The organism is Cellvibrio sp. pealriver, from assembly GCF_001183545.1.
Classification (GTDB): domain Bacteria; phylum Pseudomonadota; class Gammaproteobacteria; order Pseudomonadales; family Cellvibrionaceae; genus Cellvibrio.
The window spans coordinates 3,414,214-3,439,786 of the sequence record NZ_KQ236688.1 but is presented as its reverse complement, the minus strand read 5'-3'; the positions used below and the strand labels follow the sequence as shown (position 1 = coordinate 3,439,786).

Below are 25,573 nucleotides of genomic sequence, written 5' to 3'. Positions count from 1 at the left end.
GGTTTTAGTATAGTGTGGCGAGACTGGCAGATGATTGCGAAGATTGTGTTAATATCAACTTATTAGCAATAAAATTGCTTAAATTATATATTTATTGAAATTTAAACTCTTACATTAGAGATTTACCGCTATGGAATCACGCTTGGAACTGGATAAATACGACCGTTTGATATTGGAAGCACTCCAGAAAGACGGGCGCATTTCCAATCAGGAACTGGCTGACAGTATCAGCCTTTCTCCTTCACCTTGCTTGCGCCGGGTGCGTGCGCTGGAAGAATCCGGCCTGATTGACGGCTATGTCGCGCTGCTCAATGCGCGCAAACTGGGGCTGACGCTGGTGTCGTTTATCCAGATCAGCATGGATAAACACACTCCGGATCGTTTCGATGCGTTTGAAAAAACCGTGGAAGCTTACCCTGAAGTGTTGGAATGCCATTTGATCACCGGCCAATCTGCCGATTACCTGTTGAAAGTTATCGTAAAAGATATGGATGCCTACCAACAATTTTTATTACAAAAACTCACCCGCATCGAAGGGGTGAGCGGTGTGCATTCGTCGTTTGTGTTGAAGTCGCCAGTGGATAAAACGGCGCTGCCGGTGGGATGAACACTTGCGGTTTTGATCTGTTTGAAAAGCATCCTTACCCATTTATAAAACGGTAATTATTCCAATCGCATAAAATCAAAATCCACACTGCCGCCGGTTTGCTCCGTGGCGAAGTTAAACAGGGCGAATCTATAACCCATGAAATGATCCAGTGAATATTTCATCTGCAGGGTGTTGCCGATGGGTTTCCAATCTATGCCATCAAGACTGTAAGCGAAGGTTGCTGTGTCTTTCAGATCGCGGAAATCCATATAAGTTTTTAAATGAATTTTTGATTCCGTGAGCGGCACGCGTTCGATCACCTCCCACTGATCTTTTTCACCGCTCGCCATCACAATAAATAAACCGTCTTTGGTTTTTTCAACGCCGACAAATCCATAAATTGATTGCAAAGCACCAATGCCAGCGTAATCGCCTGCTTTCATTTTGCTGACATCAATTAAGGTGTATGCAGTTGAAACCGGGCCAAAGGTACGTTGGGTCAAGGTATTTTGTGTTTCAACAAAACTTTTATCCAAACGTAAATTGGTTAACCGCAAAAAGCCTTTGCGATCAGTCAGCGACCAGCCTTCGGCAACCGGGTTGTGATTCCATTGCCACGCCATTTTAAGTGGTTGGTTGGCAGCATAATCAAATTCATCTGATTCAATAATATTATTGAATCCTTGGTGAGTAACTTGAATAGGTAACTCATCGGGCACCTTGCCGTTCACACCATAAACCGGCCAACCGTCTTGCCAGTGCACGGGCACCAAATAAGGAATACGCCCTACAGCACCACGATCGCGAAATAAAAACGCATACCATTTGCCATCGGGCGTATCAATTAATCCACCTTGGGCAATGCCTTTATCCGTTAATGCGACTTTACCTTCATAACTTCCCAGTAAAGTATCGGAGCGATAAATTAATTGCGTGCGCATTTTATTCGCGGGCCAGGAAATTAAATTGAGGTAATATTTTCCGTTTACTTTTAACATCTGCGAACCTTCGGAAGGAACCCAGAATTTATCACCGGCAACACGTGACGCTTTTGGAATTAATACACGATTAACGCCGTCTTTTTTAATTGCGGTCGCATCAGCGGTCAACTCGACGATAAAAATATCGTCATTGCCGTAAATCATAAATACACGGCCATCATCAAAAAATAATGATGAATCATGAAACAAAGCATCGATTTCAACGCGTTGCCAATCGCCTGTCTCAATATTGTCGGTTGAAAAAATATAGGTTTTTTTGGTGGTGTTGGAAAAACTACTGACGTAATAACGTCCATTGTGATAACGCAAACTACTCGCCCAGGTACCTTCACCGTAAGCTTCTTTGCCATTATTCAAACTGGATTTTTCATCGCTTGATAACGTTGGATAGGCATAACGCACCATTTCCCAATTGACCAAATCCTTTGATTTCATAATCGGCAAACCGGGATTCATATGCATGGTGGTGCTACTCATATAATAAGTATCGCCCACGCGCATCACAGCAGGGTCAGGTACATCGGCCCAGATCACAGGATTGTGAGCAAACGGTTTTTTGATTTCCGCCGTTTGACAGCCCATCAATAAACTCAAAAACAATAGCAAACCCGTGAGTCTGGACACGGCAGGCAAAATCTTTACCTTGGGCAATTGGCTGTTAAACCCCATGCAGTCGTAGCGGAAGTGAGTGAGTTTTTGCACCTTGCTGATCCTTTCTTTTGTGTGGTTTATGCGACAAATCGGCGACCTATCCTCAATGATTTCCTACAACGAAGCAATTCATCTCAAGACCTTTACTCATTCTTTACTATTCGCCCAAAACTTGTTCAATATGCACATATAACCTATTATAAGTGCATATTGAACATTGTTAGATGATAGGGGTTCGTCATGTCAGCACTTGCACAAACCAGTCCGGATCCAGCATCGGTACTCGCCAAAGCGGTACTGAATGCCGCCGACCAGCTCGGCTTGAAGCAAGCTGAGTTGGCTGCTGTATTGGGAATCCATCGCACCGCTGTGAGCCGCCTTAAACAAAACCCGGCACTTGACCCTAAATCCAAACAGGGCGAACTGGCTTTGCTGTTGATCCGCATCGCCCGCGCGCTTTTTGCGTTGACCGGGGGCGATAAAGACTGGATCAAACATTTTATGCACAGCCCCAACGAGGTGACGGGTGGCGTGCCCGCGCGGCAGATCGAATCCATTCAAGGGCTGATTCAGGTGCTGCAATTTGTTGATGCCCTGCGCGGCAAAATTTAATCGCGAAGGGTGGGACGGATGATTTGGGAAACCTGCGAGGGAGCAACGTACATTCAGCCCATATCCGGCACTGCATGGCGGTTAGTTGAAAGCCAGGAGCAAATCGCTACCCTGGGTTATGTCGATACACTCGAAGAACAGGCGTTGTTGGAAGAATTACTCGACTCAGTAAAACCACCCTACCCAGCACATTGCGACCACTATCATTATTTATTGAAAACACCGTTTCGCTATCCACCGCTCAAATGGGGTTCACGTTTTGGGCGCGCGCATGAACCTGGTATTTTTTATGCGGGCTGCAATGCAAATACGACCTTGGCAGAAGCGGCCTATTACCGATTTGTATTTTGGTATTCAATCAGCAATTCTCCCATCAAAAACACCATCACCTCTGCACACACATTATTCAGCGTGAATTACGCAACCGAGCGCGGAATTCGTTTACACACTGAACCATTTACCCAATACCAAACGCAACTTACCCATCCGCAACATTATTCAATGACCCAACAACTCGGCAGCGATATGCGCAGTGCGGGTGTGCAGGCATTTGAATATCAATCGGCACGCGACCCACAACAAAAACACTGTGTCGGTTTATTTATCCCCTCCGCACTCGCACAAAAAAAACCGGCAGAAATGACACAGTGGTTGTGTGAACTAAGCGCAACTGAGGTAGCTTTCAAACAAGTGGGACAAAAAGAGATTATCCGTTTTGCATTGGATACTTTTTGCGTAAATGACCGCTTGCAGATGCCAGCCGTTTAGAAGATCACGGCGTATTCACACGCACATTGTTGCCGCTTTTGATCACATCCAATTTTCGATTCTGGTTGCTGATTTGCACTGCATAAAAAACTGGTGCGCCCAGTGCATCGCCAGTAATACTCAATTCGTAAGTACCGTTAGGGAATGGAATTGAATAGGCACCGCTATTAAATGCAGGGTAGGTTTTGCCATTGATGGTGATGCTGATTCCACTCAGGCCTTCACCGACATCGTAAAATTCATTGTTATTTTTATCGTCATAAATCACACCGGTTAAAAAATAATTTGAGCCAGAGCGCGCAAAATTTTGCGTGAGCATAGACGATAAATAATTGCGGCCGTCCTGCATAAAATAGCCTTGCAATTGACCAACACCCAATTCACGAAAATTACCGTTGAGTATGTTGACGCGATGACCAGGCGATTTAAATAAACCTTCATGTTGCGACACTGCATAACTGGTCAAGTTAATACTGCTGCCCGTGGTACCACTCCAAGCAATATTTTCTCCGCTAGTCCAACTGCCGGTGAAGGTATAACCTGCCGCCAGCATACGCTCATGGGGTGTGGAATTATTTTGGCCCGTGTGGGAAAAAATATCTTCATCCAGCATCCATTGCGAATGCAGGCGCGCTGATTGAATCAGTAATAGATTGTGCGCAAGGGGCTGCTTGGGCGTATCGGTAATTTGTGTTCCGGTTATCCCATCATTTAAACCAATACCTAAACGTGCTGCCTCTGCACCAGGGTTGGCGCGGGCGCGATTGACTAATTCCACTACCAACACTTCTTGCGCAGTGGGTTGTTTTGTTAAATCAATCGAGCCCGGTGTTGCACTCACTTCTGTACTGGCAATACTTTCACTGTTGCCATTCAGCGCAGTCACTACAAAATAATACGTTTCCTGATTGCGCAAATTGTTAATCACATGCGGTGACATTGCATTGTCCACACGCGTACCATCATCAAAGCTGGCAATCGAATTGATAATAATGTTGGCTTCAGAAGCAAAATAAATTCGATACCCCGTTGCACCGACAACCGGATTCCAACTCAAAGTAACTGAACCATTGCCCGGCACGATAGCAACATTTTGCGGTGCCGTTACTGCATTGCCAGATGAAGAAGTTGTTATTGAATTCGTACTACTAGTAATACTGGAAGAATTATTCGCCGCAGGCGTTGAAGAATTTTCGGCTGGCGGATTGGAAGCTCCTCCACCGGAACCACCTCCACCACAAGCAACTAATGTCAACAGCATTAAAACTGAAATACATTTATCCACATTAACGATGCTTTTCATAGCCAATACTCTCTTCGCAAAGTACAGGCGAAAAATACTAACAAGCTTGACGATGAAACACTGAGACCTTGACCACAAGTCATCATCACATGCTTGAGGCTGGCGAAATTGCTGCAAGGCCTTTTCACATTAGCCTCCATATTTCTATCGCCTTGCGCGTTAGAAAATTCGAGGGTTGCTAGAAAAAAATCAGCTATAAAAAGTCTTTAGTGTTAGATCATCCCGTTTTTACATACGTATTCATATGCTGCATACGTATGCAATTTATTGTTTTGTCACAATTACTCGCTCTAGTCTACTGCAGGCATAAGGCGTAAACCTTGTCCACACCAGAATAATAATAATGTTGATGTATCCATTTGCTGTTTAGCAGTTCCTGTTTTGCTGTATTGCAATCCTGATTTCCGGCGCGATTTTTTCGCAACCCTGGCGCATTAAAAAATAATTTATAACCTGACACGAGGACATTATGAACACATCTATTAAGCTGATTGCGGCGGGTACGCTGCTGATCAGCAATCTGGCCTATGCCGATTGGTTTTTTCGCGGCACTCCGAATAATTGGACAACGACGGCGATGACGGCAGTATCGTCCACGGATGTTTCCACCTGCCAAACTTTTGGTGCAGCAAGCACTAACCCGCGATTTAAAATTGATCGCACGGGTAATTGGAGTGAGAGTTATCCAACCGGTGATTACATCGTTGCCGCAAACCAGTCTTACCGGATTACATTTAATACCGTCAGTAAAGCAATTGCAGTGCAATCAGTTTCTAACTGCAACTCTACTGCATTCAATAAAAATTTTACTGCGCTGAATTTTCGCGGCACTGCCAACAATTGGTCTACCAGCGCGATGACGCTGGTCGCTAATAATCTGTGGTCGGTGGATGTGACCTTTGATGGCCAAGCCAACCAGCGTTTTAAATTTGATACCAGCAATAACTGGGCAGTGAATTACGGCGATAGCAACAGTGATGGTGTATTAAACCAAAACGGCAGTGATATTTATTCCAACGTTGCAGGACAGTATCGCGTACAAGTGAATGACGCGACACTCGCTTACACACTGACACCCATTGCAGGTATTTCAAGTTCATCAAGTAGTGTTGCGCCGAGCAGTTCAGCACCCTCATCTGTCGCAGCGATTTCATCAAAAAGCAGTTCGTCCACTAGTGTTTCATCTGCCGCGAATGACAATTGGTATTTCCGCGGTACGCCGAACAATTGGGCATCAACGTTGATGACATTGCAAAATGGTTTGCACTGTACGCAACAGCAATTTGGTGCGGCGAGTACCAATCCGCGTTTCAAGATCGATCACTTTGCCAATTGGACCGAGAGCTATCCGCAAACGGATTATGTAGTCGCTGCCAACACACTTTATTCCATTTGTTTCAACGCCAGCACCAAAGCCATCACCCTGGCCAATTTGAATTCCAGTGTGGCGGCAACCAGTTCGAGCGCCATCAGCAGCAGCACTGCCAGTTCCATCACTGGTATTGTGAATGGCGATTTCCGCAAAGAGACGATTTATTTTTTGCTGACCGCGCGTTTTTATGATGGCGATGCCAGCAATAACTATTACAACCGCGACCGCTACAAGGCGGGCGACCCACACTGGCGTGGTGATTTCAAAGGGTTGATCCAAAAATTGGATTACATTAAAGACCTTGGTTTTACCGCCATTTGGGTAACGCCACCGGTAGAAAACCGTTCGGGTCTGGATTACCACGGTTATCACGCCTATGACTTTTACAAAGTCGATCCGCGCCTTGAATCGCCCGGAGCCGGTTACAAAGAGTTTATCGATGCCGCCCATGCCAAAGGCCTGAAAGTAATCCAGGATGTGGTGATCAACCACTCCAGCCAATACGGTTTGCGCAACGCGGTCTGGATCGATCACCTGCCAATCAAGTACTACGTACCGGCAGGCGGGGTTCAGGGGAATATCGTAAATGGGCCTTATCTTGGCAATTTAGGCGATTATAAAAGCACATTCCGCGACGATAACGACAACCCCGTCGCTCCCCAATGGTTCAAAGACCGCCATACCAGCGACCCCAACGGAACAGTGCCGTTGGTCGATCCCAAAACCGGTGTGACCGTACCCAAAGCCGGATATGACGCCAACCGTTTCTTTGGTATCGATGCCGCCGGCCTTGACCCTAACTGGTATCACCTGGATGGCTTTATGTCCGGCGGTGATTGGGAGAGTCCGCTCGCGCTGCAGCGCAAACACATGGCGGGCGACACCATCGACCTGGCCACTGGCCGCCAAAACGTAAAAGACTATTTAAACGGCGCAATTCGCATGTATCTGGATATGGGCGTGGATGCGATCCGCCTGGATACCGTGAAACACATCGAGCGCAACGAAATGCTGACCTATGTGAATAACTGGAAAGCGCACAAACCGGGTTTATTTGTATTTGGTGAAAACCTGGTAAAAGGCACCGGGTTTGGCTCCGAGATATCCAACGACAACGCCAGCGCTGTGATCCGCCCCTGGTGGTATACGCGCACCACCAGCAATCCGGCCAATCCGTTAGCCGGTGGCGATTCCGGTTTCTCGGTGTTGGATTTCTCAGTCTTTTCAACCTTCCGCGATAACGTCACACGCGGCAACTTTGGCGGTATCGGTGGGGTAATGGCGATGGATTGGGTCTATGGCGATGCCACCCAACTCGTCACCTTCTTCCAGAACCACGATGTAGGGCCAGATAACGATTTTAAATATCGCTACGGCGGCGAGATGGCCAATGCCGCGATGGTGTACAACCTGCTCTGGACCAATCGCGGCATTCCCACGCTCTACTACGGTGAAGAAATTATGTTCCAGGCCGGATTACCGCAGGATATCGCCGGCAACAGCGACACTATCGACCAGACCGGGCGCGCCTATTTCGGGCCGCATCTGGATAACCTCGCTGCCACCCAAAGCCATCCCCTCTACCAACACATCAAACGCCTGAACCAGATCCGCAGTGCGATACCTGCCCTGCAAAAAGCGCCTAGTACTCAAGTGAGTGAATGGGGCGCAGGCATGAGTTATGTGCGCGATCTTTCTTCAGAGGGAAGCTATGCGGTGGTGGGGCTAGCATCCAGCAGTGGCCAATCGATCACTGTGAGCGGTGTGAAAAATGGAACCTACCGCGATGCGGTGACGGGTAACACCATCAATGTGACCAATGGCAGTATCAGTTTTAATGTTGCCAGCTATTCGGCGGGGATTTATGTGCTGAATGGTCCGGGCAAAATCGGTAATACCGGAACCTGGCTGCGTTAGTGCATCAACCCGATCGCACAAACAACCGGTAATAAAAAAGGGGCTTATTGCCCCTTTTTTACTTTTGCTATTCAGATAACAGCTTATTTATGCTTTTGTGCACGACGATCATTCTTACGGCGATCATTAGGCACATCTTGCGGGATACCCGCATGCTGCTGGCGACGGTCATGACGCTGGCGTTCTTCCAACGCATCTTCGATCTGGGTTAATAGCACTTTGGGTGTTTTTTTCTCGATTGTCATTCCACTTGTCTCGCTACACAGTTGATTCTGTTAAATCGTTTACCACGGCCTGAGTATAGACCAGCACAATTTAGCCACTCATGATTTTTAGGTCATTTTTTATTTCAATTTTTTATAATCAACATCACTAACTATATCAAAAATTGGATTTTATCCTGGATCAACTCTCTTGGTTATTTGATATTGTCCTTCCAATAAGTATAAAAAAACCCGGAATTTTTTCCGGGTTTTTAACTTAACTATTTGATTTAATTAAAAATTATACGTCAAGGTTAGCTACCGCCAACGCATTGGTTTCGATGAAATCGCGGCGAGGTTCTACCGCATCGCCCATCAGACAGGTGAAAATTTGATCAGCGGCGATAGCATCTTGAATGGTCACACGCAGCATACGGCGGGTTTCCGGATTCATGGTGGTTTCCCACAGCTGTTCAGGGTTCATTTCACCCAGGCCTTTATAGCGTTGAATGTTGTAGCCCTTGCGCGATTCTTTCATCAACCACTCAAGGCCCTCGGTAAAACTGGCAACTGGTTGTTTACGCTCGCCGCGCTGGATATAAGCACCTTCTTCAATCAGGCTTTCCAGTTTTTCGCCCAGAGAAACAATCGATGCATATTCGCCCGAAGCAAAGAAGTCATGATTGAACGGGTATGGAGTGCTAATACCATGAGCGATAATTTCTACCATCGGTAGGAACAAATGACGCTCTGCATCTTCGCGCACCACAATGTTGTATTTCTGGCTGCCAGCGCGCGCATCCAAACTGAAACGGGCAAGCATTTGGTCGCACCACTGCTGCATATGGCCTTGGTCTGCCAGATGTTCAGGGCGAACTGCCGGTAAATAAATCATTTGTTCCAACACTTCTGCCGGATACAAGCGCGACAAGCGTTCGATAGTCGCCATCACTTTGCGATATTCCTGCACCAACTTCTCCAAGGCTTCACCTGAAATAGCAGGCGCGCTCGGGTTTACATAGAGGCTGGCATCTTCCAACGCGGCTTGAGTCAGGAACTCAGTCATCGCCGATTCATCTTTCAGGTATTGCTCCTGCTTGCCCTTGGCAATTTTGTACAGCGGTGGCTGGGCGATATAAATGTGGCCACGCTCAATCAACTCGCGCATTTGACGGAAGAAAAAGGTCAACAACAGGGTACGGATGTGTGAACCGTCCACGTCAGCATCGGTCATGATGATGATGCTGTGGTAGCGCAGTTTTTCCGGATTGTAATCTTCTTTACCAATACCGCAGCCCAGCGCGGTAATCAGGGTTCCTACTTCCGCCGATGAGAGCATCTTGTCGAAGCGGGCTTTCTCAACGTTCAGGATCTTACCTTTGAGCGGCAGGATCGCCTGGGTTTTACGCGCGCGACCCTGTTTGGCAGAACCACCCGCAGAATCACCCTCCACCAGGTAAAGTTCTGAAAGTGCTGGATCTTTCTCTTGGCAATCTGCCAGTTTGCCGGGCAAGCCAGCAATATCCAGTGCACCTTTACGGCGAGTCATTTCACGCGCTTTACGGGCAGCTTCACGGGCGCGGGCAGCATCAATCATCTTGCCCACGATCGCCTTGGCTTCTTGCGGGTTTTCCAGCAAATAGTTACCAAAGTGTTCGTTCATCTCCTGCTCTACCGCGGTTTTCACCTCGGAAGACACCAGCTTGTCTTTGGTTTGGCTGGAAAATTTTGGATCGGGTACTTTTACCGAGATGATAGCGGTCAAGCCTTCACGGGCATCATCACCAGTAGTGGCCACTTTGGCGTTTTTAGCGATTCCTTCTTTCTCGATATAGGTATTCAAACCGCGTGTTAATGCAGCGCGGAAACCCGCCAAGTGAGTTCCACCATCGCGCTGGGGAATGTTATTGGTATAACAGAACAGATTTTCCTGAAAGGAATCGTTCCACTGCAACGCCACTTCAACACCAATACCGTCGTCACGCTTGAGTGAAACAAAATGCACCATCTTGTTAATGGGGGTTTTATTGGTATTCAAATGCTCAACAAAGGCACGCAAACCACCTTCGTATTGATAAACCTCTTCCTTACCTGAACGTTCATCCTTCAATACGATACGCACACCGGAGTTCAGGAAGGATAATTCGCGCAAACGCTTAGCCAATAATTCAAAGTGGAATTCAATATTGGTAAAGGTTTCAGCCGATGGTTTGAAATGCACTTCTGTGCCGGTAGTGGTGGAATCACCTACCACTGCCAGTGGCGCATCGGGTACACCGTGGCGATAAATCTGCTCATGGATCTTGCCACCACGACGGATGGTCAGTTTCAAATACTCAGACAACGCATTAACAACCGATACACCTACACCGTGCAAACCGCCGGATACCTTATAGGTGTTGTCATCAAACTTACCACCGGCGTGAAGCACAGTCATGATCACTTCTGCTGCTGATACACCCTCTTCATGCATCTCGGTCGGGATACCACGGCCGTTATCGGATACAGAGACAGTTTCATCAGGGTGGATAGTAACCCGTACTTCATCACAATGCCCAGCCAAAGCCTCATCGATGGAGTTATCTACTACCTCAAATACCATATGGTGAAGGCCTGAACCGTCGTCGGTATCGCCAATGTACATCCCTGGGCGCTTACGCACCGCATCCAAGCCCTTCAGGACTTTAATACTGGACGAGTCGTAAGTGTTCTCTTCTGACATAGCTATTCTCCGCTTTGGTTCATTAGCGATCAGCATTAGGCTGATAATGTATTCATTAAATTCATGAGACTTATCCAGTCTCAGTTACCCTACCCTGTTCCACGTGAAACATTTTAGGGGTGATATCGGTATAATCACGCCAGCTGGATAAGAGTGTTTCCCGCTCCACGCCTGTGATAAACACCTGTGTTTTCATTTTATTTAACCAGTTAACCAGTAGTGACCGGTACTTCTCATCCAGTTCTGCTGGTAAATCATCTACCAAATAGATGCACTTGCGGCCGGTTAACTGATTAAATACAAACCCTTGTGCGATCTTGAGCGCACATACAAGAAGCTTTTGTTGCCCTCGGGAAAGTATCTCTGCAGCATCCTGCCCTTTCACTGTTATTTTTAGATCTGCCCTATGACTACCAAGATGGGTGTATCCCAACCTTTGGTCTCGCTCTACACCTGTACTGAGGACCTCTGCGTATGCAGTGTCTTTATCCCAGCCGCGATAATAGCTCAGCTTGATTCCATCAACTTTGACAAACTCTTCCAAAAGTTCATCAATGCAAGCATTGAAATGCTCAATACAAATAGCGCGAAACCGGTGGATTGTCTCTGTCAGACTAACCAGCTCCTGATCCCATGGGGCTAACTCAAAGCTGTCTATTCTATCACGCCGCAACAAGCTATTGCGGTGTTTGAGGCAACGTTGGATTGCCTTCCATGCAGGGAAGAAATTAGGTTCCACGTGAAACACTAACCAATCAATAAACTGCCGCCTGACTTTAGGGCTGCCCTCTAATAATAAAAATGTATCTGAATTAATCACTTGCGCTGGAAGATAGATAGCCAAATCAGCTGCTGAAGGCACATTCACACCATTCGCTTTGAAGAAGGCCTCACCTTCTTGTGTGCGATTAATGCCTATGGGTACTTCGGAATGGTCTTGACCAAGCACTTTTCCAAACACAGTAAACGATGCTTGCTGATAGTTAATTAACGCTTTGTGTTTATGGCTTCGGAAAGACCGCCCTAACGCAAGTAAGTTAACTGCCTCCAGAATGCTGGTTTTTCCGGAACCATTTTCTCCGTAAAAGAGATTAACTTCGGGTGAAGGGCTGATATCTACGTTGGATAAATTGCGTAGATTCTGAATAAGGAGGCGTTTTAAGGTCATAGAACCTGCAGGACAGGATCTGAAAAATCAGAAAACCAATGCGCCATTACAGGCGCATCGGCATAACTACATAGAGAGAGTCACTGTTTTCCGGCTCTTCTAACAATGCACTTGAATTAGCATCAGACAAGGTAATTTTGATATTTTCGTTGCTAATAACATTGGTGACGTCTTGCAAATAACTTACGTTAAAACCGACTTCCAAGGATTCACCTGTGTAATCCACAGTAACTTGTTCTTCTGCTTCTTCTTGCTCAGGGTTATTGGCAACAATCGTCAAAGTGCCATCTGATAGAAGCAGGCGTACACCACGGTATTTTTCATTGGACAAAATTGCTGTGCGGCCAAACGCTTGTTTCAATTCAAGACGGGAGCCTATTACTACTTTATTACCACCGCGTGGCAATACGCGTTCATACTCAGGGAATTTACCGTCTACCAATTTTGAGGTGAAGGTATAGTCCATTGACGTGACACGTATATGGTTAGCACTCAAAACAACCTCAACCTGGGCGGTAGAATCGTCAAGCAAACGTGACAATTCCAGTACACCTTTACGCGGCAGGATTGCCTGAACCACATCATTTGTATTGACTGCCACTGCACGGGTACACATCGCCATACGGTGACCGTCTGTTGCGACTACACGCAATTGATCCTGACGGACTTCCCATAACATGCCATTCAGATAATAGCGGACATCCTGTTGTGCCATTGCAAAAGCAGTGCGTTCAATAAGACGTTTGACTTCTTGCTGGGCGCAACTGAAACGAAGGTTTCCTGGGGTATCTTCTACATTGGGGAAATCGGATGCGGGCAAGGTGGACAGCGTAAAACGGCTGCGGCCAGACTTGACCATAATTCGGTTTTCTTCTAGAAAAAACTCAATATTGCTGCCATCTGGTAGCGATCTGCAGATATCTACCAGCTTACGTGCAGGAACAGTAATATCACCGGAAACACCGGGTTGCTCCAGTGTGATGCGGCCGACAATTTCAACCTCAAGATCAGTACCGGTCAGTGATAACTGATCACCGTTCAATTGAATCAGTACATTGGACAACACCGGCAACGTCTGACGACGCTCCACCACACCAGCCACCAATTGTAGGGGTTTAAGCAACGCTTCGCGGGATACGGCAAATTTCATGTGATGGTCTCTTAGGTAATCTTCCGGGACTTATTGAGTTTTTATCGCAAATCGATGATGCACAACATAACGGTGTTTATATCAAGTAGTCAGCGAGCGCAGCAAGTTTTTCATGTCCTCGCGGATATCCGCTGTTTCTTCCTGTAGTTCCTTGATTTTGCGACACGCATGCAACACGGTTGTATGATCGCGCCCGCCAAATGCTTCGCCAATCTCTGGCAAACTGTGGTTGGTCAATTCTTTAGCCAAAGCCATTGCAACCTGACGCGGGCGCGCCACTGAGCGGCTGCGTCGCTTGGAGATCATGTCATTCATTTTGATTTTGTAGTATTCACACACTACACGTTGGATATTATCAATACCCACCTGTTTATCCTGCAACGCCAATAAATCTTTCAAGGCCTCACGCACCAGTTCAACATCAATTGGTCTACCGGTGAAATTGGCACTGGCGATCACACGTTTGAGCGCACCTTCAAGATCACGCACATTGGCGCGGATGCGCTGGGCAATAAAAAATGCCGCTTCATGTGGCAATTCAATATTGACCTGCTCAGCCTTCTTCATCAGGATCGCCACGCGTGTTTCCAACTCTGGCGGCTCAACAGCGACCGTTAAGCCCCAACCAAAACGGGACTTCAATCGCTCTTCCAATCCATTAATTTCTTTCGGGAAGCGATCACAGGTCAGGATAATCTGGCGGCCACCTTCAAGCAGTGAGTTGAAGGTGTGGAAAAACTCTTCTTGCGATCGCTCTTTGCCTGCAAAAAATTGGATATCGTCAATCAATAGCGCATCCATTGAACGGTAATAGCGCTTGAAATCGTTAATCGCATTCAATTGCAGTGCTTTCACCATATCCGCCACAAACCGCTCGGAATGTAGATAAACCACTTTCGCATTCGGATTGCGCGCAACCATCGCGTTGCCTACAGCCTGCATCAAGTGAGTCTTACCTAGTCCCACACCACCGTATATAAAGAGTGGGTTGTAAGCCCCGCCCGGATTTTCGGCCACTTGACGCGCTGCTGCCAAACCTAACTGGTTGGATTTACCTTCAACAAACGTAGCGAAAGTTGATGACACATTTAGATAATTGCTGTGCTTGAGACCTCCCTCAACTTCAACATCCGGAGTTGGGCGCGTGTAGGTATCCAGGCTCTCCTGTGTTAGATCACGAACTTTAGCATCATAATCGGTGCTTTTACTGGCATAAGCAGGCATTATCAATGAACTTTGTTTACTGGTATCGCGCGTTGAAATTTCTTCAGCAGGCTGATTCAAAACCGGTACATCAACGGATCGCTGCTCACTGACAATAGACGGGACAAGCTCTGGCTGCGTAGCCCTGCGTGGAGTTACCTGAAATCCAATAGCAGGTTTGGGTGCTACACCCACTGCCACCTGCAATCCATTACCTTGATGATAATGACTGGCTAGCTCACGAATACGGTTCAGGAATTTCTCTGATACCCAATCACAAATAAATCGGTTAGGTGCCAATAGGCGCAATTCTTGCGGCGCAGCAGATTCATCAATTTGTAATGGCCGAATCCAGGTATTGAATTGCTGTGAAGGCAATTCATCCTGCAAGCTAGCGGCACATAACTTCCAAATTGACTGCGACAAAACTAAAACTCCCGACAAACAAATGACTGTTATTGTTTATTGAACTGAGGGTGTTCCCGATAAGAAATATCGAGGACACATAAATAAATATCCTGGCGGGTTTTGCACAGGGGGAGGCAAGTCTACTCCCGCATAACAGAGTTATCCACAACAACCATAAAAAAATTATCAGGTTAAAACTTAAGCATTAAAATTCAAGTAGTTAGCAATCAATATCCCCATGAAAAAAAACACTCCGAATCTATCGGATCAGTGATAAAAACAATAATTCTGTGGATAAAACTGTGGATAAGATATGAATTAACTGAGGGAAAACTGGTGAAAATAGAGAACCAATGAAAAACAGCTGTTTTGTTGATTATTTGCTCAAAATTATTTGCTTTAGCAGAAGGCATTCATTAGAATCCCGCCTCTTTTCGCACACCGTGTGAATTAACTCAGGATTTTTAACAGGTTTATCATGAAAAGAACATTCCAACCCAGCAATCTGAAACGCGTTCGCAACCACGGTTTCCGTGCTCGTATGGCAACTAAAAGCGGTCGTCAAGTATTGGCTCGTCGTCGCGCAAAAGGCCGTGCAGAACTGACTCGCGTTTAATCGCTACCGATTCTTGGTTCACTAGCAGTTTGTTGAAATTTGTTATTGGCAAACGTGAAATAAAGTAGTCGATAACCGCCATTCCCAGACTATTTTTAGCGCACTTATGCCAGCCAAAATAGAATTTCAACAGCCTGCTAGTTCGAATCAACTCCGAAGCAGCAATCGCTTTGGTTCAGGCTCACAACCTGATTCTTTCCGCTTTAACAAATCCCTACGTTTACTCTGTGCTGCTGATTTCAAACCTGTGTTTGATGACGCTCCTTTTCGCGCTTCACATCAGTTTTTCTTGATCCTTGCCCGTGAGAACCAGCTAACCCAGCCGCGTTTGGGATTGGTCATGGCAAAAAAACACATACGCCTGGCAGTTGAACGAAACCGCATGAAGCGTTTGATCCGCGAAAGCTTTCGCCTTCACCAGCAGGATTTTGCTGGTTTGGATGTTGTGGTTTTATCGCGTAAAGGCATGGATAAACTGTCCAATATCGACTTTAACCAGCAATTAAATCAACAGTGTCAGCGAATTTTCAAAAAAGTGCGCCATCATCGGTTAACATCGCAACCCCAGACAAGTGGGGAATCTATTAATGCAGATACTAAAACAACTGATGAGTAGCACGTATTCCTGTCTGGTTTGGCTGGCGATCAGGTTAATCCACGCTTATCGCTATGTATTAAGCCCCTGGATTGGCAACCAATGCCGCTTTTATCCCAGCTGCTCACATTACTCGGAAGAAGCAATTGTTCGGCATGGATTTTTTACAGGGTCTTATCTAACCCTGCGTCGCCTACTAAAATGCCACCCCTGGCATGAAGGCGGGATAGACCTGGTACCTGAATCAAAGATACCTGAACCCAAAAACAACAAATGTTGTTCTTTTCACTCACACACTACAGATGGCAGTCATTAAGATGGATTGGCAAAAAAACCTGTTAATTGCAGCAATTCTCGCGACCTTGTTGATGTTGGTTATTCGCTGGCATGAATATCAGGAAAAACTACCTGTACCAGGTACAGCAGTTACCCAAACAACTTCCCCTTCAGTGAACCCCACCAGTGGCTCACCGACAGATGCCGTTGCCAATACTGATATTCCCGTTGCGGCAAATACTTCATCTGAGTCAGAAAAAAATACCCAGGTGGCAACAGCTGCACAGATGATCAACGTCAAAACAGACAGTCTTGATCTGACTATCAACCCGGTCGGTGGTGATATTGTGCAATTAGCATTGCCGCGCCACTTTCTGAAATTGGATACCCCTGACCAACCATTTGTCCTGTTGGATAACCGCAACAACCACACCTACCTTGCACAAAGTGGTTTGATTGGTCCAAACGGTACCGATGTTAAATCCCGCCCGGTCTTTAGCAGTGAAAAACAAGAATATTCATTGAGCGAAGGCCAAAACCAACTGCAGGTTGATCTGGTGTTGCAGCAGGGTGAAGTCAAAATCACCAAACGTTTTACGTTTACTCGCGGCGAATACTTGATCAATGTTGAATACCTGATCGATAACCAAAGCAGTAATAACTGGTCAGGCCGCATTTATGGCCAAATCAAACGCGATAGCCAGAATTTCGTCAAAGTCAGCGCTCTGGAAATGAACCCTTATTTGGGCGCAGCGATCACTACGCCCGATGAAAAGTACAAAAAAATTACCTTCGCTGACATGAGAGAAAAATACGATGAAGCACAAAGTCTAAATAATCGCGACTTGCGCAGCTTCAACTTCAGTAATACCGGCGGCTGGATTGCGATGGTGCAACACTACTTTGTCAGCGCCTGGATTCCTGATGCCAATAGCAACAACAGTTACTATTTACACAAATCCGATGAAAATGATCTCTACTTGATGGGATTTATCGGCAATATCACTGAAGTAGCTCCGGGTACCCAAGGTGTCATCAGCGCTAATTTCTATGCTGGCCCCAAAGATACTGAACGTTTGGAGCAAATCTCTCCTTATCTCGATTTAACTGTGGATTACGGTTGGCTTTGGTGGGTAGCAAAACCCTTGTTCTTTGTTCTTAAGTGGATCCACGAATTGGTTGGAAACTGGGGTCTTGCAATTATTGGGTTAACCCTGATTGTAAAAGCCCTGTTTTTCAAACTTTCGGCAACTAGCTATAAATCCATGGCGAAAATGCGCAAATTAGCGCCGAAAATGGCCGAAATGAAAGAGCGTTATGGCGATGATCGTCAAAAATTCTCACAAGAGATGATGAAGCTCTACAAAACCGAGAAAGTAAATCCATTTGGTGGCTGCTTGCCTCTGTTGATCCAAATGCCGGTATTCCTCGCACTGTATTATGTATTGATGGAATCGGTTGAGTTGCGTCATTCGCCATTCTTTGGCTGGATTCTCGATCTATCGGTAAAAGACCCCTACTTTGTACTGCCGATTATTTACGGTATTACCATGTACTTCATGCAGAAGTTGAACCCGCAACCGACTGATCCTATGCAAGCGCGCATTATGAACATGCTGCCGTTTGTGTTTACCTTTATGTTCCTGTGGTTCCCTGCTGGTTTGGTATTGTATTGGGTAACCAACAACACCTTGTCGATCATCCAACAGTACATTATTACCAAACAAATCGACGCCGAACCTACTGCTAAATAAGTTATCGCTATGCTGATTACCGACACTATCGCCGCCATCGCTACCGCCACTGGCCGCGGTGGTGTCGGTATTATCCGGGTCTCTGGTGCGAAAGCCAGGCTCGTTGCGGAAACTCTTCTTTCTATTAATATCCAGCCACGTTACGCACATTATTGCGATTTCAAAAACCGTAAGGGTGATGTGCTCGACCAAGGCATAGCCCTGTTTTTCCCCGGCCCAAATTCATTTACTGGTGAAGATGTCCTTGAGCTACAAGGCCACGGCGGCCCGGTCATTCTTGATTTACTGCTGCGGGAAATTACCCAACTGGGAATCCGCCTTGCGCGCCCGGGCGAATTTTCTGAACGGGCATTTTTAAACGACAAGCTCGATCTCTCCCAAGCCGAAGCTATCGCCGATTTGATTGACGCTACTACCGAGCAAGCGGCACGCAATGCACTTCACTCTTTGCAAGGCGCTTTCTCCAAACGTATCCATGAGTTAGTTGAAGCGTTGATCCATTTGCGTATTTACGTGGAAGCCTCTATCGACTTTCCTGAAGAAGAAATTGATTTCCTCAGCGATGGCAAAGTCGCCAATGACCTGAATACCATTATCGATAAACTGGAAAACGTCTTTAAAGAAGCAAGACAAGGTACTTTGGTGCGCGATGGGATGCGTGTGGTAATTGCCGGCCGCCCCAATGCTGGAAAATCCAGCCTGCTCAATGCCCTGAGCGGCCGCGAATCTGCCATTGTCACCAGTATTGAAGGCACGACTCGCGACGTACTGCGCGAACACATCCATATCGATGGCATGCCATTACATATTATCGATACCGCCGGTTTACGCGAAAGCCCGGATGAAGTTGAACAAATCGGTATCCAACGCGCATGGCAGGAAATTCAACAAGCTGATCGGGTGTTACTACTGGTGGACAGCCGTCAGAGCCAGTTAACGGATCCGCGGGAAATCTGGCCAGAATTTGTCGAACAACTACAAGATCCCAATAAAATCACGCTGGTTCGTAACAAAATTGACCTTAGCAACGAAGCGGCAGGTTTATTCCAGTCCAACTTGAACAACACCTACATCGGTATCAGCGCTGCTACTGGTGCCGGTATCGATGATTTAAAACAGCATCTCAAAACTATCATGGGCTACAGCGAGACCGGAGAAAGTGGTTTTACTGCGCGTCGTCGCCATTTGGATGCACTGGAACGTGCTCAATCGTTCCTGAATTCAGGTAAAGCCCAACTTCATGGTTATGCAGCAGGTGAGTTGCTAGCTGAAGATCTGCGTCAGGCGCAAAATAGCCTGGGGGAAATTACCGGTGAATTTACCCCTGATGATCTTTTAGGCAGGATCTTCAGCAGTTTCTGCATAGGCAAATGACGTAAATTTCATCATCTTTCTTGTCCCTATCTTCAATCAATCCAATTTCCAAAAATCACACTCTTTACACAAAAGCTTCCAGTAAGGGAAACCTTAATACCGACTTATCTTCATGTTTTTCCACACAGTTACACAGGTTATCCACAGAAAATATTAAGATTTAGAGGTAAATAGCTGTTTTATCGAGAAATTTTATTATTAATAGAGGAGTGTTGTGCACAAACCTGTGTGTGTTCATGACAAAAACTGGGCGGCGTTTTGGGGATAACTCCCGTTTTCCCTCTTTTATGTATAACTCGTGGTGTTACAACCAGCTTTCAATCAGCTTAAACGCAGCTTACCGAGTTGTTTTCCTATGGATTATCATCATCTCAAGTATTTGAAAAATAATAACTTTTAAATCTTATCCACAGAAATAAACGGCACTATATATAACAACATCATCAAAACCCTAAATAACAAAATATATATTTCTCTTTTAAAAAATTTCTCCTTTGTTGTAACGCAGACGCTTTTTTTGGATAACTTGACTGGCTCTTACATAAAGGACTTGGGTAACTCAATCTGAAGACAAGCTCCAAGGATGAACCTATGACGTGTATCGTATTGAGTTAGCGGATGCTGATTTTGGAGATAGTAAATTTATACTGATTAATCCCTGTACAAGTTTTGTGCAAAACCAAGACTCGCTCTATAATGTTGCCCCTTTTGACCTTCAGGTCATATTTCGGTTAAGTACGCAGGTAAACTGCAAGGTGTAAGCGATGATTTTCCCGGATCGTTTTGATGTGATCGTGATTGGTGGCGGCCATGCTGGAACAGAGGCCTGTTTGGCTGCAGCGCGCATGGGCTGCAAAACCTTGTTGCTCACCCACAACATTGAAACACTCGGCCAAATGTCCTGTAATCCCGCCATCGGCGGGATTGGTAAAAGCCATCTTGTAAAAGAAATTGATGCCCTTGGCGGTGCCATGGCATTGGCCACCGATAAAGGCGGTATTCAATTTCGCGTCCTGAATGCGCGCAAAGGCCCGGCGGTACGGGCGACCCGCGCTCAAGCTGACCGTATCCTTTACAAAGCGGCGATCCGCGAAACTTTGGAAAATCAGGAAAATCTGTGGATCTTCCAGCAAGCTGCTGACGATCTGATTGTTGAAAACGATCAGGTGCGTGGAGTTGTGACCCAAATGGGTCTGAAATTTATGGCCAATCAGGTGGTACTCACCGCCGGTACTTTCCTCGGTGGTTTGATTCACATTGGCTTGCAAAATTTTTCCGGCGGCCGCGCCGGTGATCCACCATCAATCGCGCTATCCAAACGCCTGCGCGAATTGCCACTGCGTGTTGATCGTTTAAAAACCGGCACACCGCCACGTGTCGATGCCCGAACGGTTAATTTTGATGTTCTGGAAAAACAATATGGCGATGAACCGCGCCCGGTAATGTCTGTGCGTGGAAACCGTGAAATGCAACCGCGCCAGATTTGTTGTTACATAACCCATACCAACGAAAAAACTCACGATGTTATTCGCCGCAATCTCGACCGTTCACCGATGTACTCAGGTGTAATTGAAGGGATAGGTCCGCGTTATTGTCCATCGATCGAAGATAAAATTCACCGCTTCGCGGATAAAGATTCACACCAAATTTTTATCGAACCTGAAGGACTTACCACACACGAGCTTTATCCGAACGGGATTTCCACCAGCTTGCCGTTTGATGTGCAGTTGGAAATCGTGCGTTCGATGAAGGGTTTTGAAAACGCACATATCCTTCGCCCTGGTTACGCGATTGAATACGATTTTTTTAATCCGCAGGATTTGCAACACAGCTTGGAAACCAAAGTGATTGGCGGATTATTTTTCGCTGGTCAGATTAACGGCACCACGGGTTACGAAGAAGCGGGTGCGCAAGGTATGCTTGCAGGTATCAATGCCGCACTCCGTTCTCAGGAAAAAGAAGCCTGGTGTCCGACTCGCGATCAAGCCTACATCGGCGTTCTGGTTGATGATTTGATTACACTGGGAACCAAAGAGCCTTATCGCATGTTCACCAGCCGTGCTGAATATCGCCTGTTATTGCGTGAAGACAATGCGGATTTGCGTTTGACCGAAAAAGGCCGCGAACTTGGTTTGATCGGTGATGAGCAATGGAAAATTTTCTGTGATAAACGCGAACAAATCGAATTGGAACAACAGCGTTTACGTTCAACCTGGATTCAAGCCGGTTCCACTGAGGCAGAATTGGTTGAGCAAAAAATCCAGACTAAATTGACACGCGAATACAGTTTGATGGATTTGTTAAAAAGGCCGGAATTAACTTATGCTGATGTTGCACATTTAAAGGGTGAATCGCTTGCCAATGAAGCAGCTGCCGAACAAATTGAGATCGGGGCAAAATATTCTGGCTACATAGAACGTCAGCAAGAAGATGTTGATCGCTTGCGTGCATATGAAAATACGATTATTCCTGATGACTTTGATTATTCACAAGTCGATGGCTTATCGAATGAAGTAAAACAGAAACTCATCGCAGCAAGGCCACAAACATTAGCTCGTGCATCGCGTATTTCCGGCGTAACACCGGCAGCGATATCACTGGTATTAGTGTATTTGAAAAAACGCGGTGTACTTAAGCGTTTAAAAGAAGATACACCTGAACAACAAGCCAGTTAATCAGCGAATAAAATTTTTTCCGCTTCGCGGATACATTGAGTAGTGCACGTGATTGAACCAGAATTACACGATAGATTAACCCAACAGCTAGTACGCGGTGCAGCTGAAATGTCGGTTTCGCTTACTGGCGAACAAACTGAAAAATTACTGGCATATGTCAGTGAATTTGAAAAATGGAACAAAGCGTATAATTTGTCCGCGGTGCGTGATATCCAGCAAATGGTTGCGCGTCATCTGTTGGATAGTTTAAGCGTAGTGCCTTGGTTTAACTCACATAAAGCCAGAGTAGAAAAAAAATGTCCGCTGACGCGGATAATTGATGTAGGAACAGGTGGTGGCCTTCCGGGAATTCCGTTGGCAATTATGTTTCCTGAAAAACAATTTACGTTGCTGGATAGCAATGGTAAAAAAACCCGGTTTTTATTCCACGTAAAGACCCTACTGGGGTTAACAAACGTAACCGTAGAAAATCGCCGTGTAGAAGAATTTAATCCGGCAGAAAAGTTTCATGGTGTTATTAGTCGTGCTTTTGCCAGTTTGCAGGATATGACTGAAGGATGCGCAAACCTTGTTGCAAAAGATGGAATTTTTCTCGCCATGAAGGGCATTTTTCCTGAAGATGAGTTGGCACCCATCAGCGACAAAATTGAGTTATTGGAAAGTATTAAATTGGTTGTCGCAGAAACTGACGGCGAACGCCACTTGTTAATCCTGCAGGCTAAACAATAAAATTTTTCAACCACGCGGTGGTTATAGGATTGTCACTTGACCAAGATCTATGCGATTGCAAACCAAAAAGGCGGTGTGGGCAAAACAACAACCTGCGTGAATCTGGCGGCATCTTTGGTAGCTACCAAGAAACGTGTATTGCTGGTTGATCTTGATCCGCAAGGCAACGCTACAATGGGCAGTGGCGTTAATAAAAACGAAGTGGAAAAATCCATTTACGATGTGCTCACAGAACGCGAATCAATCAATGATTGTTTGGTGCTGTCGGAAAGCGGTAAATACCAAGTGTTGCCAGCAAACGGCGACCTGACTGCAGCAGAAGTTGAAATGCTTGCGCTCGATAATAAAGAACGCCGTTTGCAGAACGCGCTTAATCAAGTGCGTGACCAATTTGATTATATTTTAATTGACTGCCCCCCTTCGTTGAACATGCTTACCTTGAATGCATTAACTGCATGTGACGGTGTCATTATTGCGATGCAATGTGAGTACTATGCACTGGAAGGTTTGTCAGCTTTGGTTGGTACTATCAATCAAATCCAGAAAGTATTAAATCCGCATTTAAAAATCGAAGGCTTGTTGCGCACTATGTACGATCCGCGTAACAGTCTGACTAACGATGTATCGGCGCAGTTACAACAACACTTTGGTGATCGATTGTATCGCACCTGTATTCCGCGCAATGTACGCCTTGCAGAAGCCCCAAGTTTTGGTATGCCGGTATTAGCCTTTGATCGTCAATCCAAAGGTGCTATTGCATACCTCGCATTGGCGGGGGAAATTTTACGCCGCAATGAATCCAGCAATAAATCTGCCGCAGAAGCTGTAGCAGCCAACTAAAAATTCAATTTTTGAATTACACAAGGCCAACAAGAATGTCGAGTAAACGCAAAGGTTTGGGTAAAGGATTGGATGCATTGCTGAGTGCAGGTTTGGGAGTAACTTCGCCAGCACCGGAAATGCCCATTACTCCAAGTGAGGCTGATCAAAAAATTGAATACAAAGATGGCAAGCTCGCACACTTACCTGTCGAGTTAATCCAACGTGGTAAGTATCAGCCACGTCGCGATATGCATCAGGAAGCCTTGGAAGAATTAGCTGAGTCGATAAAAGTCCAGGGCGTAATGCAACCGATAGTGGTGCGCAGCATCGGTGAAGGACGCTATGAAATTATCGCGGGTGAACGCCGCTGGCGCGCAACGCAATTGGCTGGTTTGGATAGAATCCCCGCAGTAATCCGTGAAGTGCCGGATGAAGCGGCCATCGCTATGGCGCTGATCGAAAATATCCAGCGCGAAAATTTAAACCCCATTGAAGAGGCGGTTGCGTTAAAGCGCCTGCAAGATGAATTTGAGTTAACCCATGCAGAAGTGGCTCAAGCGGTGGGCAAGTCACGTACTACGGTGACTAACCTGCTGCGTCTGATTGCATTAAGCGAAGAAGTCAAAACATTGCTGGAACATGGCGATTTGGAAATGGGGCACGCCCGCGCTTTATTGACTCTGGAACCGTTCCAGCAGAAAGAGATTGCTCGTCAGGTAGTCGCAAAAGGATTATCTGTGCGTCAAACGGAGGCATTGGTTCGTCAATTACAGGAAAATCAACATCAGGAAAAAGTAACGCCAGAAGTCAAAGTATCGGCTGATATTCGCCGCCTGCAAGATCAACTGTCGGAAACTTTGGGAGCTGGCGTTGAAATTCAGCACAGTGCCAAAGGAAAAGGAAAACTGGTGATTAGCTACAATTCCCTCGATGAACTCGATGGCATTCTCGGTCATATCAAATAATTTTTATCTTTTCGTCCTATACAAGGCATCCTGATTTTGGTGCCTTGTACCTACATCTAGTTGTAATAGCTTCTATTAGCCACAAGCGGCAGTAAGTCTCAAAATAACGCCTAAATTTACAGCAAATTTACTAGTCAGTTTTTGAGTTTGGTGCTAGCCCGAAGGTTGCTGCTGGGGGGCTTAGTCTCTATAATGCGCCACGTTTGGGCGCAAGGAACATAAGCTTGTTACTAATGGTAATAAGAAAGTGTTTATGACAGAATGCCGCCGCAAAATTGGGGGGGTAAAAACACTTGTCTCGTTATCTCAAGGGGCGTGATATAGCTCTCCAAACAGTAGCCGCCCAGTTGGTATTAACTCTGGTTGCTGCCGCTACTGCCCTGGCGATCAATGATTCGGTCGCAATTTCAATTTTAATCGGTGGAATAATTGGTGTGACAGCCAACTTATGGCTGGCACTCATAGCGTTTCGCCCTGCGTTGGGCGCGCCGACCCAAAGAATGCTTGCAGCATTTTATATGGGTGAGTTTGGAAAATTTATCATCACGGCCGTGTTGTTCCTGCTGGCATTCAAGCAGATTGGGTTTCTAAAGGAAGCCGCTTATGCCGCCACTATGATCATGGCTTATGTGATAGTTCAGGTAATTGCCTGGACATACCCGCTGATGCGCCGCAAGGTTTAAAGCGTTAATGGGTTAAA

At 46.1% G+C, this 25,573-nt stretch carries 21 protein-coding genes; 14 read left to right on the top strand and 7 right to left on the bottom strand.

The features are described from left to right. Window positions 1–130 precede the first annotated feature (130 nt). Window positions 131–607, top strand: a complete 477-nt coding sequence (locus VC28_RS14970) for an Lrp/AsnC family transcriptional regulator (RefSeq protein WP_049631352.1) — start codon at window positions 131–133, stop codon at window positions 605–607. Window positions 608–663: 56 nt separating this feature from the next. On the opposite strand, the gene VC28_RS14965 is transcribed toward VC28_RS14970, so the two are convergent. Beyond that, window positions 664–2,292: a glycoside hydrolase family 43 protein gene (locus VC28_RS14965; protein WP_231591779.1), complete on the bottom strand. Its 1,629-nt coding sequence runs from the start codon at window positions 2,290–2,292 to the stop codon at window positions 664–666. A gap of 189 nt (window positions 2,293–2,481) precedes the next feature. On the opposite strand from VC28_RS14965, the gene VC28_RS14960 reads away from it, so the two are divergent. Further along, the gene (locus VC28_RS14960; RefSeq protein WP_049631350.1) at window positions 2,482–2,853 is read left to right on the top strand and encodes an MbcA/ParS/Xre antitoxin family protein; all 372 of its coding nucleotides are present in this window, start codon (window positions 2,482–2,484) and stop codon (window positions 2,851–2,853) included. An 18-nt stretch (window positions 2,854–2,871) separates the two neighbouring features. Beyond that, entirely contained in the window at window positions 2,872–3,621 is a 750-nt protein-coding gene (locus VC28_RS14955; protein WP_049631349.1) for an RES family NAD+ phosphorylase, read from the top strand. A 4-nt stretch (window positions 3,622–3,625) separates the two neighbouring features. Here the strand turns inward: VC28_RS14955 and VC28_RS14950 are convergent, their stop codons facing one another. After that, window positions 3,626–4,924 carry a CAP domain-containing protein gene (locus VC28_RS14950; RefSeq protein WP_049631348.1) on the bottom strand — a complete coding sequence of 433 codons (1,299 nt, stop codon included), beginning with the start codon at window positions 4,922–4,924 and terminating at the stop codon, window positions 3,626–3,628. A gap of 469 nt (window positions 4,925–5,393) precedes the next feature. Here VC28_RS14950 and VC28_RS14945 point away from each other — a divergent pair, with 469 nt between their 5' ends. Further along, the gene (locus tag VC28_RS14945) at window positions 5,394–8,213 is read left to right on the top strand and encodes an alpha-amylase family glycosyl hydrolase (protein ID WP_197085541.1); all 2,820 of its coding nucleotides are present in this window, start codon (window positions 5,394–5,396) and stop codon (window positions 8,211–8,213) included. A gap of 83 nt (window positions 8,214–8,296) precedes the next feature. Here the strand turns inward: VC28_RS14945 and VC28_RS19870 are convergent, their stop codons facing one another. The 5 genes from VC28_RS19870 to dnaA form a co-directional block, all read right to left on the bottom strand. Then, complete coding sequence (locus VC28_RS19870) at window positions 8,297–8,458, bottom strand: hypothetical protein (protein ID WP_197085540.1); 162 nt, start codon at window positions 8,456–8,458, stop codon at window positions 8,297–8,299. Between the two features lie 259 nt (window positions 8,459–8,717). Then, on the bottom strand, window positions 8,718–11,138 hold the full coding sequence (gene gyrB / locus VC28_RS14940) for a DNA topoisomerase (ATP-hydrolyzing) subunit B (protein ID WP_049631347.1): 2,421 nt from the start codon (window positions 11,136–11,138) through the stop codon (window positions 8,718–8,720). A 70-nt stretch (window positions 11,139–11,208) separates the two neighbouring features. Further along, entirely contained in the window at window positions 11,209–12,306 is a 1,098-nt protein-coding gene (gene recF, locus VC28_RS14935; protein ID WP_049631346.1) for a DNA replication/repair protein RecF, read from the bottom strand. A 46-nt stretch (window positions 12,307–12,352) separates the two neighbouring features. Next, entirely contained in the window at window positions 12,353–13,456 is a 1,104-nt protein-coding gene (dnaN, locus tag VC28_RS14930) for a DNA polymerase III subunit beta (protein ID WP_049631345.1), read from the bottom strand. A gap of 81 nt (window positions 13,457–13,537) precedes the next feature. Beyond that, on the bottom strand, window positions 13,538–15,085 hold the full coding sequence (gene dnaA / locus VC28_RS14925; RefSeq protein ID WP_049631344.1) for a chromosomal replication initiator protein DnaA: 1,548 nt from the start codon (window positions 15,083–15,085) through the stop codon (window positions 13,538–13,540). 460 nt (window positions 15,086–15,545) lie between these two features. Between dnaA and rpmH the strand changes: the two genes are divergently transcribed. The 10 genes from rpmH (at window position 15,546) to VC28_RS14875 (ending at window position 25,556) form a co-directional block, all read left to right on the top strand. Beyond that, window positions 15,546–15,683 carry a 50S ribosomal protein L34 gene (rpmH, locus tag VC28_RS14915; RefSeq protein ID WP_049631342.1) on the top strand — a complete coding sequence of 46 codons (138 nt, stop codon included), beginning with the start codon at window positions 15,546–15,548 and terminating at the stop codon, window positions 15,681–15,683. Between the two features lie 106 nt (window positions 15,684–15,789). Beyond that, window positions 15,790–16,299, top strand: a complete 510-nt coding sequence (gene rnpA, locus VC28_RS14910; protein WP_049631341.1) for a ribonuclease P protein component — start codon at window positions 15,790–15,792, stop codon at window positions 16,297–16,299. Next, the gene (gene yidD, locus VC28_RS19600) at window positions 16,271–16,594 is read left to right on the top strand and encodes a membrane protein insertion efficiency factor YidD (protein WP_369799042.1); all 324 of its coding nucleotides are present in this window, start codon (window positions 16,271–16,273) and stop codon (window positions 16,592–16,594) included. The genes rnpA and yidD overlap by 29 nt, the downstream gene beginning before the upstream one ends. Window position 16,595: 1 nt before the next feature. Further along, entirely contained in the window at window positions 16,596–18,308 is a 1,713-nt protein-coding gene (gene yidC, locus VC28_RS14905) for a membrane protein insertase YidC (RefSeq protein WP_049631340.1), read from the top strand. 9 nt (window positions 18,309–18,317) lie between these two features. Beyond that, window positions 18,318–19,682: a tRNA uridine-5-carboxymethylaminomethyl(34) synthesis GTPase MnmE gene (gene mnmE, locus VC28_RS14900; protein ID WP_049631339.1), complete on the top strand. Its 1,365-nt coding sequence runs from the start codon at window positions 18,318–18,320 to the stop codon at window positions 19,680–19,682. A gap of 764 nt (window positions 19,683–20,446) precedes the next feature. Next, window positions 20,447–22,357, top strand: coding sequence for a tRNA uridine-5-carboxymethylaminomethyl(34) synthesis enzyme MnmG (mnmG, locus tag VC28_RS14895; protein WP_049631338.1), 1,911 nt, complete (start codon window positions 20,447–20,449; stop codon window positions 22,355–22,357). A 108-nt stretch (window positions 22,358–22,465) separates the two neighbouring features. Beyond that, window positions 22,466–23,086: a 16S rRNA (guanine(527)-N(7))-methyltransferase RsmG gene (gene rsmG, locus VC28_RS14890; RefSeq protein WP_049632432.1), complete on the top strand. Its 621-nt coding sequence runs from the start codon at window positions 22,466–22,468 to the stop codon at window positions 23,084–23,086. A gap of 36 nt (window positions 23,087–23,122) precedes the next feature. Beyond that, complete coding sequence (locus tag VC28_RS14885) at window positions 23,123–23,926, top strand: ParA family protein (RefSeq protein WP_049631337.1); 804 nt, start codon at window positions 23,123–23,125, stop codon at window positions 23,924–23,926. 35 nt (window positions 23,927–23,961) lie between these two features. Then, complete coding sequence (locus tag VC28_RS14880) at window positions 23,962–24,873, top strand: ParB/RepB/Spo0J family partition protein (protein WP_049631336.1); 912 nt, start codon at window positions 23,962–23,964, stop codon at window positions 24,871–24,873. A 293-nt stretch (window positions 24,874–25,166) separates the two neighbouring features. Continuing rightward, window positions 25,167–25,556 carry an ATP synthase subunit I gene (locus tag VC28_RS14875; protein WP_049631335.1) on the top strand — a complete coding sequence of 130 codons (390 nt, stop codon included), beginning with the start codon at window positions 25,167–25,169 and terminating at the stop codon, window positions 25,554–25,556. Window positions 25,557–25,573: the final 17 nt, after the last annotated feature.

What these genes read in the sequence shown, in the direction of transcription:
- VC28_RS14970 (WP_049631352.1), top strand. Translation starts at nt 131, where the DNA reads ATGGAATCACGCTTGGAACTGGATAAATACGACCGTTTGATATTGGAA.
- VC28_RS14960 (WP_049631350.1), top strand. Translation starts at nt 2,482, where the DNA reads ATGTCAGCACTTGCACAAACCAGTCCGGATCCAGCATCGGTACTCGCC.
- VC28_RS14955 (WP_049631349.1), top strand. Translation starts at nt 2,872, where the DNA reads ATGATTTGGGAAACCTGCGAGGGAGCAACGTACATTCAGCCCATATCC.
- VC28_RS14950 (WP_049631348.1), bottom strand. Translation starts at nt 4,924, where the DNA reads ATGAAAAGCATCGTTAATGTGGATAAATGTATTTCAGTTTTAATGCTG.
- VC28_RS14945 (WP_197085541.1), top strand. Translation starts at nt 5,394, where the DNA reads ATGAACACATCTATTAAGCTGATTGCGGCGGGTACGCTGCTGATCAGC.
- VC28_RS19870 (WP_197085540.1), bottom strand. Translation starts at nt 8,458, where the DNA reads ATGACAATCGAGAAAAAAACACCCAAAGTGCTATTAACCCAGATCGAA.
- gyrB (WP_049631347.1), bottom strand. Translation starts at nt 11,138, where the DNA reads ATGTCAGAAGAGAACACTTACGACTCGTCCAGTATTAAAGTCCTGAAG.
- recF (WP_049631346.1), bottom strand. Translation starts at nt 12,306, where the DNA reads ATGACCTTAAAACGCCTCCTTATTCAGAATCTACGCAATTTATCCAAC.
- dnaN (WP_049631345.1), bottom strand. Translation starts at nt 13,456, where the DNA reads ATGAAATTTGCCGTATCCCGCGAAGCGTTGCTTAAACCCCTACAATTG.
- rpmH (WP_049631342.1), top strand. Translation starts at nt 15,546, where the DNA reads ATGAAAAGAACATTCCAACCCAGCAATCTGAAACGCGTTCGCAACCAC.
- rnpA (WP_049631341.1), top strand. Translation starts at nt 15,790, where the DNA reads ATGCCAGCCAAAATAGAATTTCAACAGCCTGCTAGTTCGAATCAACTC.
- yidD (WP_369799042.1), top strand. Translation starts at nt 16,271, where the DNA reads ATGCAGATACTAAAACAACTGATGAGTAGCACGTATTCCTGTCTGGTT.
- yidC (WP_049631340.1), top strand. Translation starts at nt 16,596, where the DNA reads ATGGATTGGCAAAAAAACCTGTTAATTGCAGCAATTCTCGCGACCTTG.
- mnmE (WP_049631339.1), top strand. Translation starts at nt 18,318, where the DNA reads ATGCTGATTACCGACACTATCGCCGCCATCGCTACCGCCACTGGCCGC.
- mnmG (WP_049631338.1), top strand. Translation starts at nt 20,447, where the DNA reads ATGATTTTCCCGGATCGTTTTGATGTGATCGTGATTGGTGGCGGCCAT.
- rsmG (WP_049632432.1), top strand. Translation starts at nt 22,466, where the DNA reads ATGTCGGTTTCGCTTACTGGCGAACAAACTGAAAAATTACTGGCATAT.
- VC28_RS14880 (WP_049631336.1), top strand. Translation starts at nt 23,962, where the DNA reads ATGTCGAGTAAACGCAAAGGTTTGGGTAAAGGATTGGATGCATTGCTG.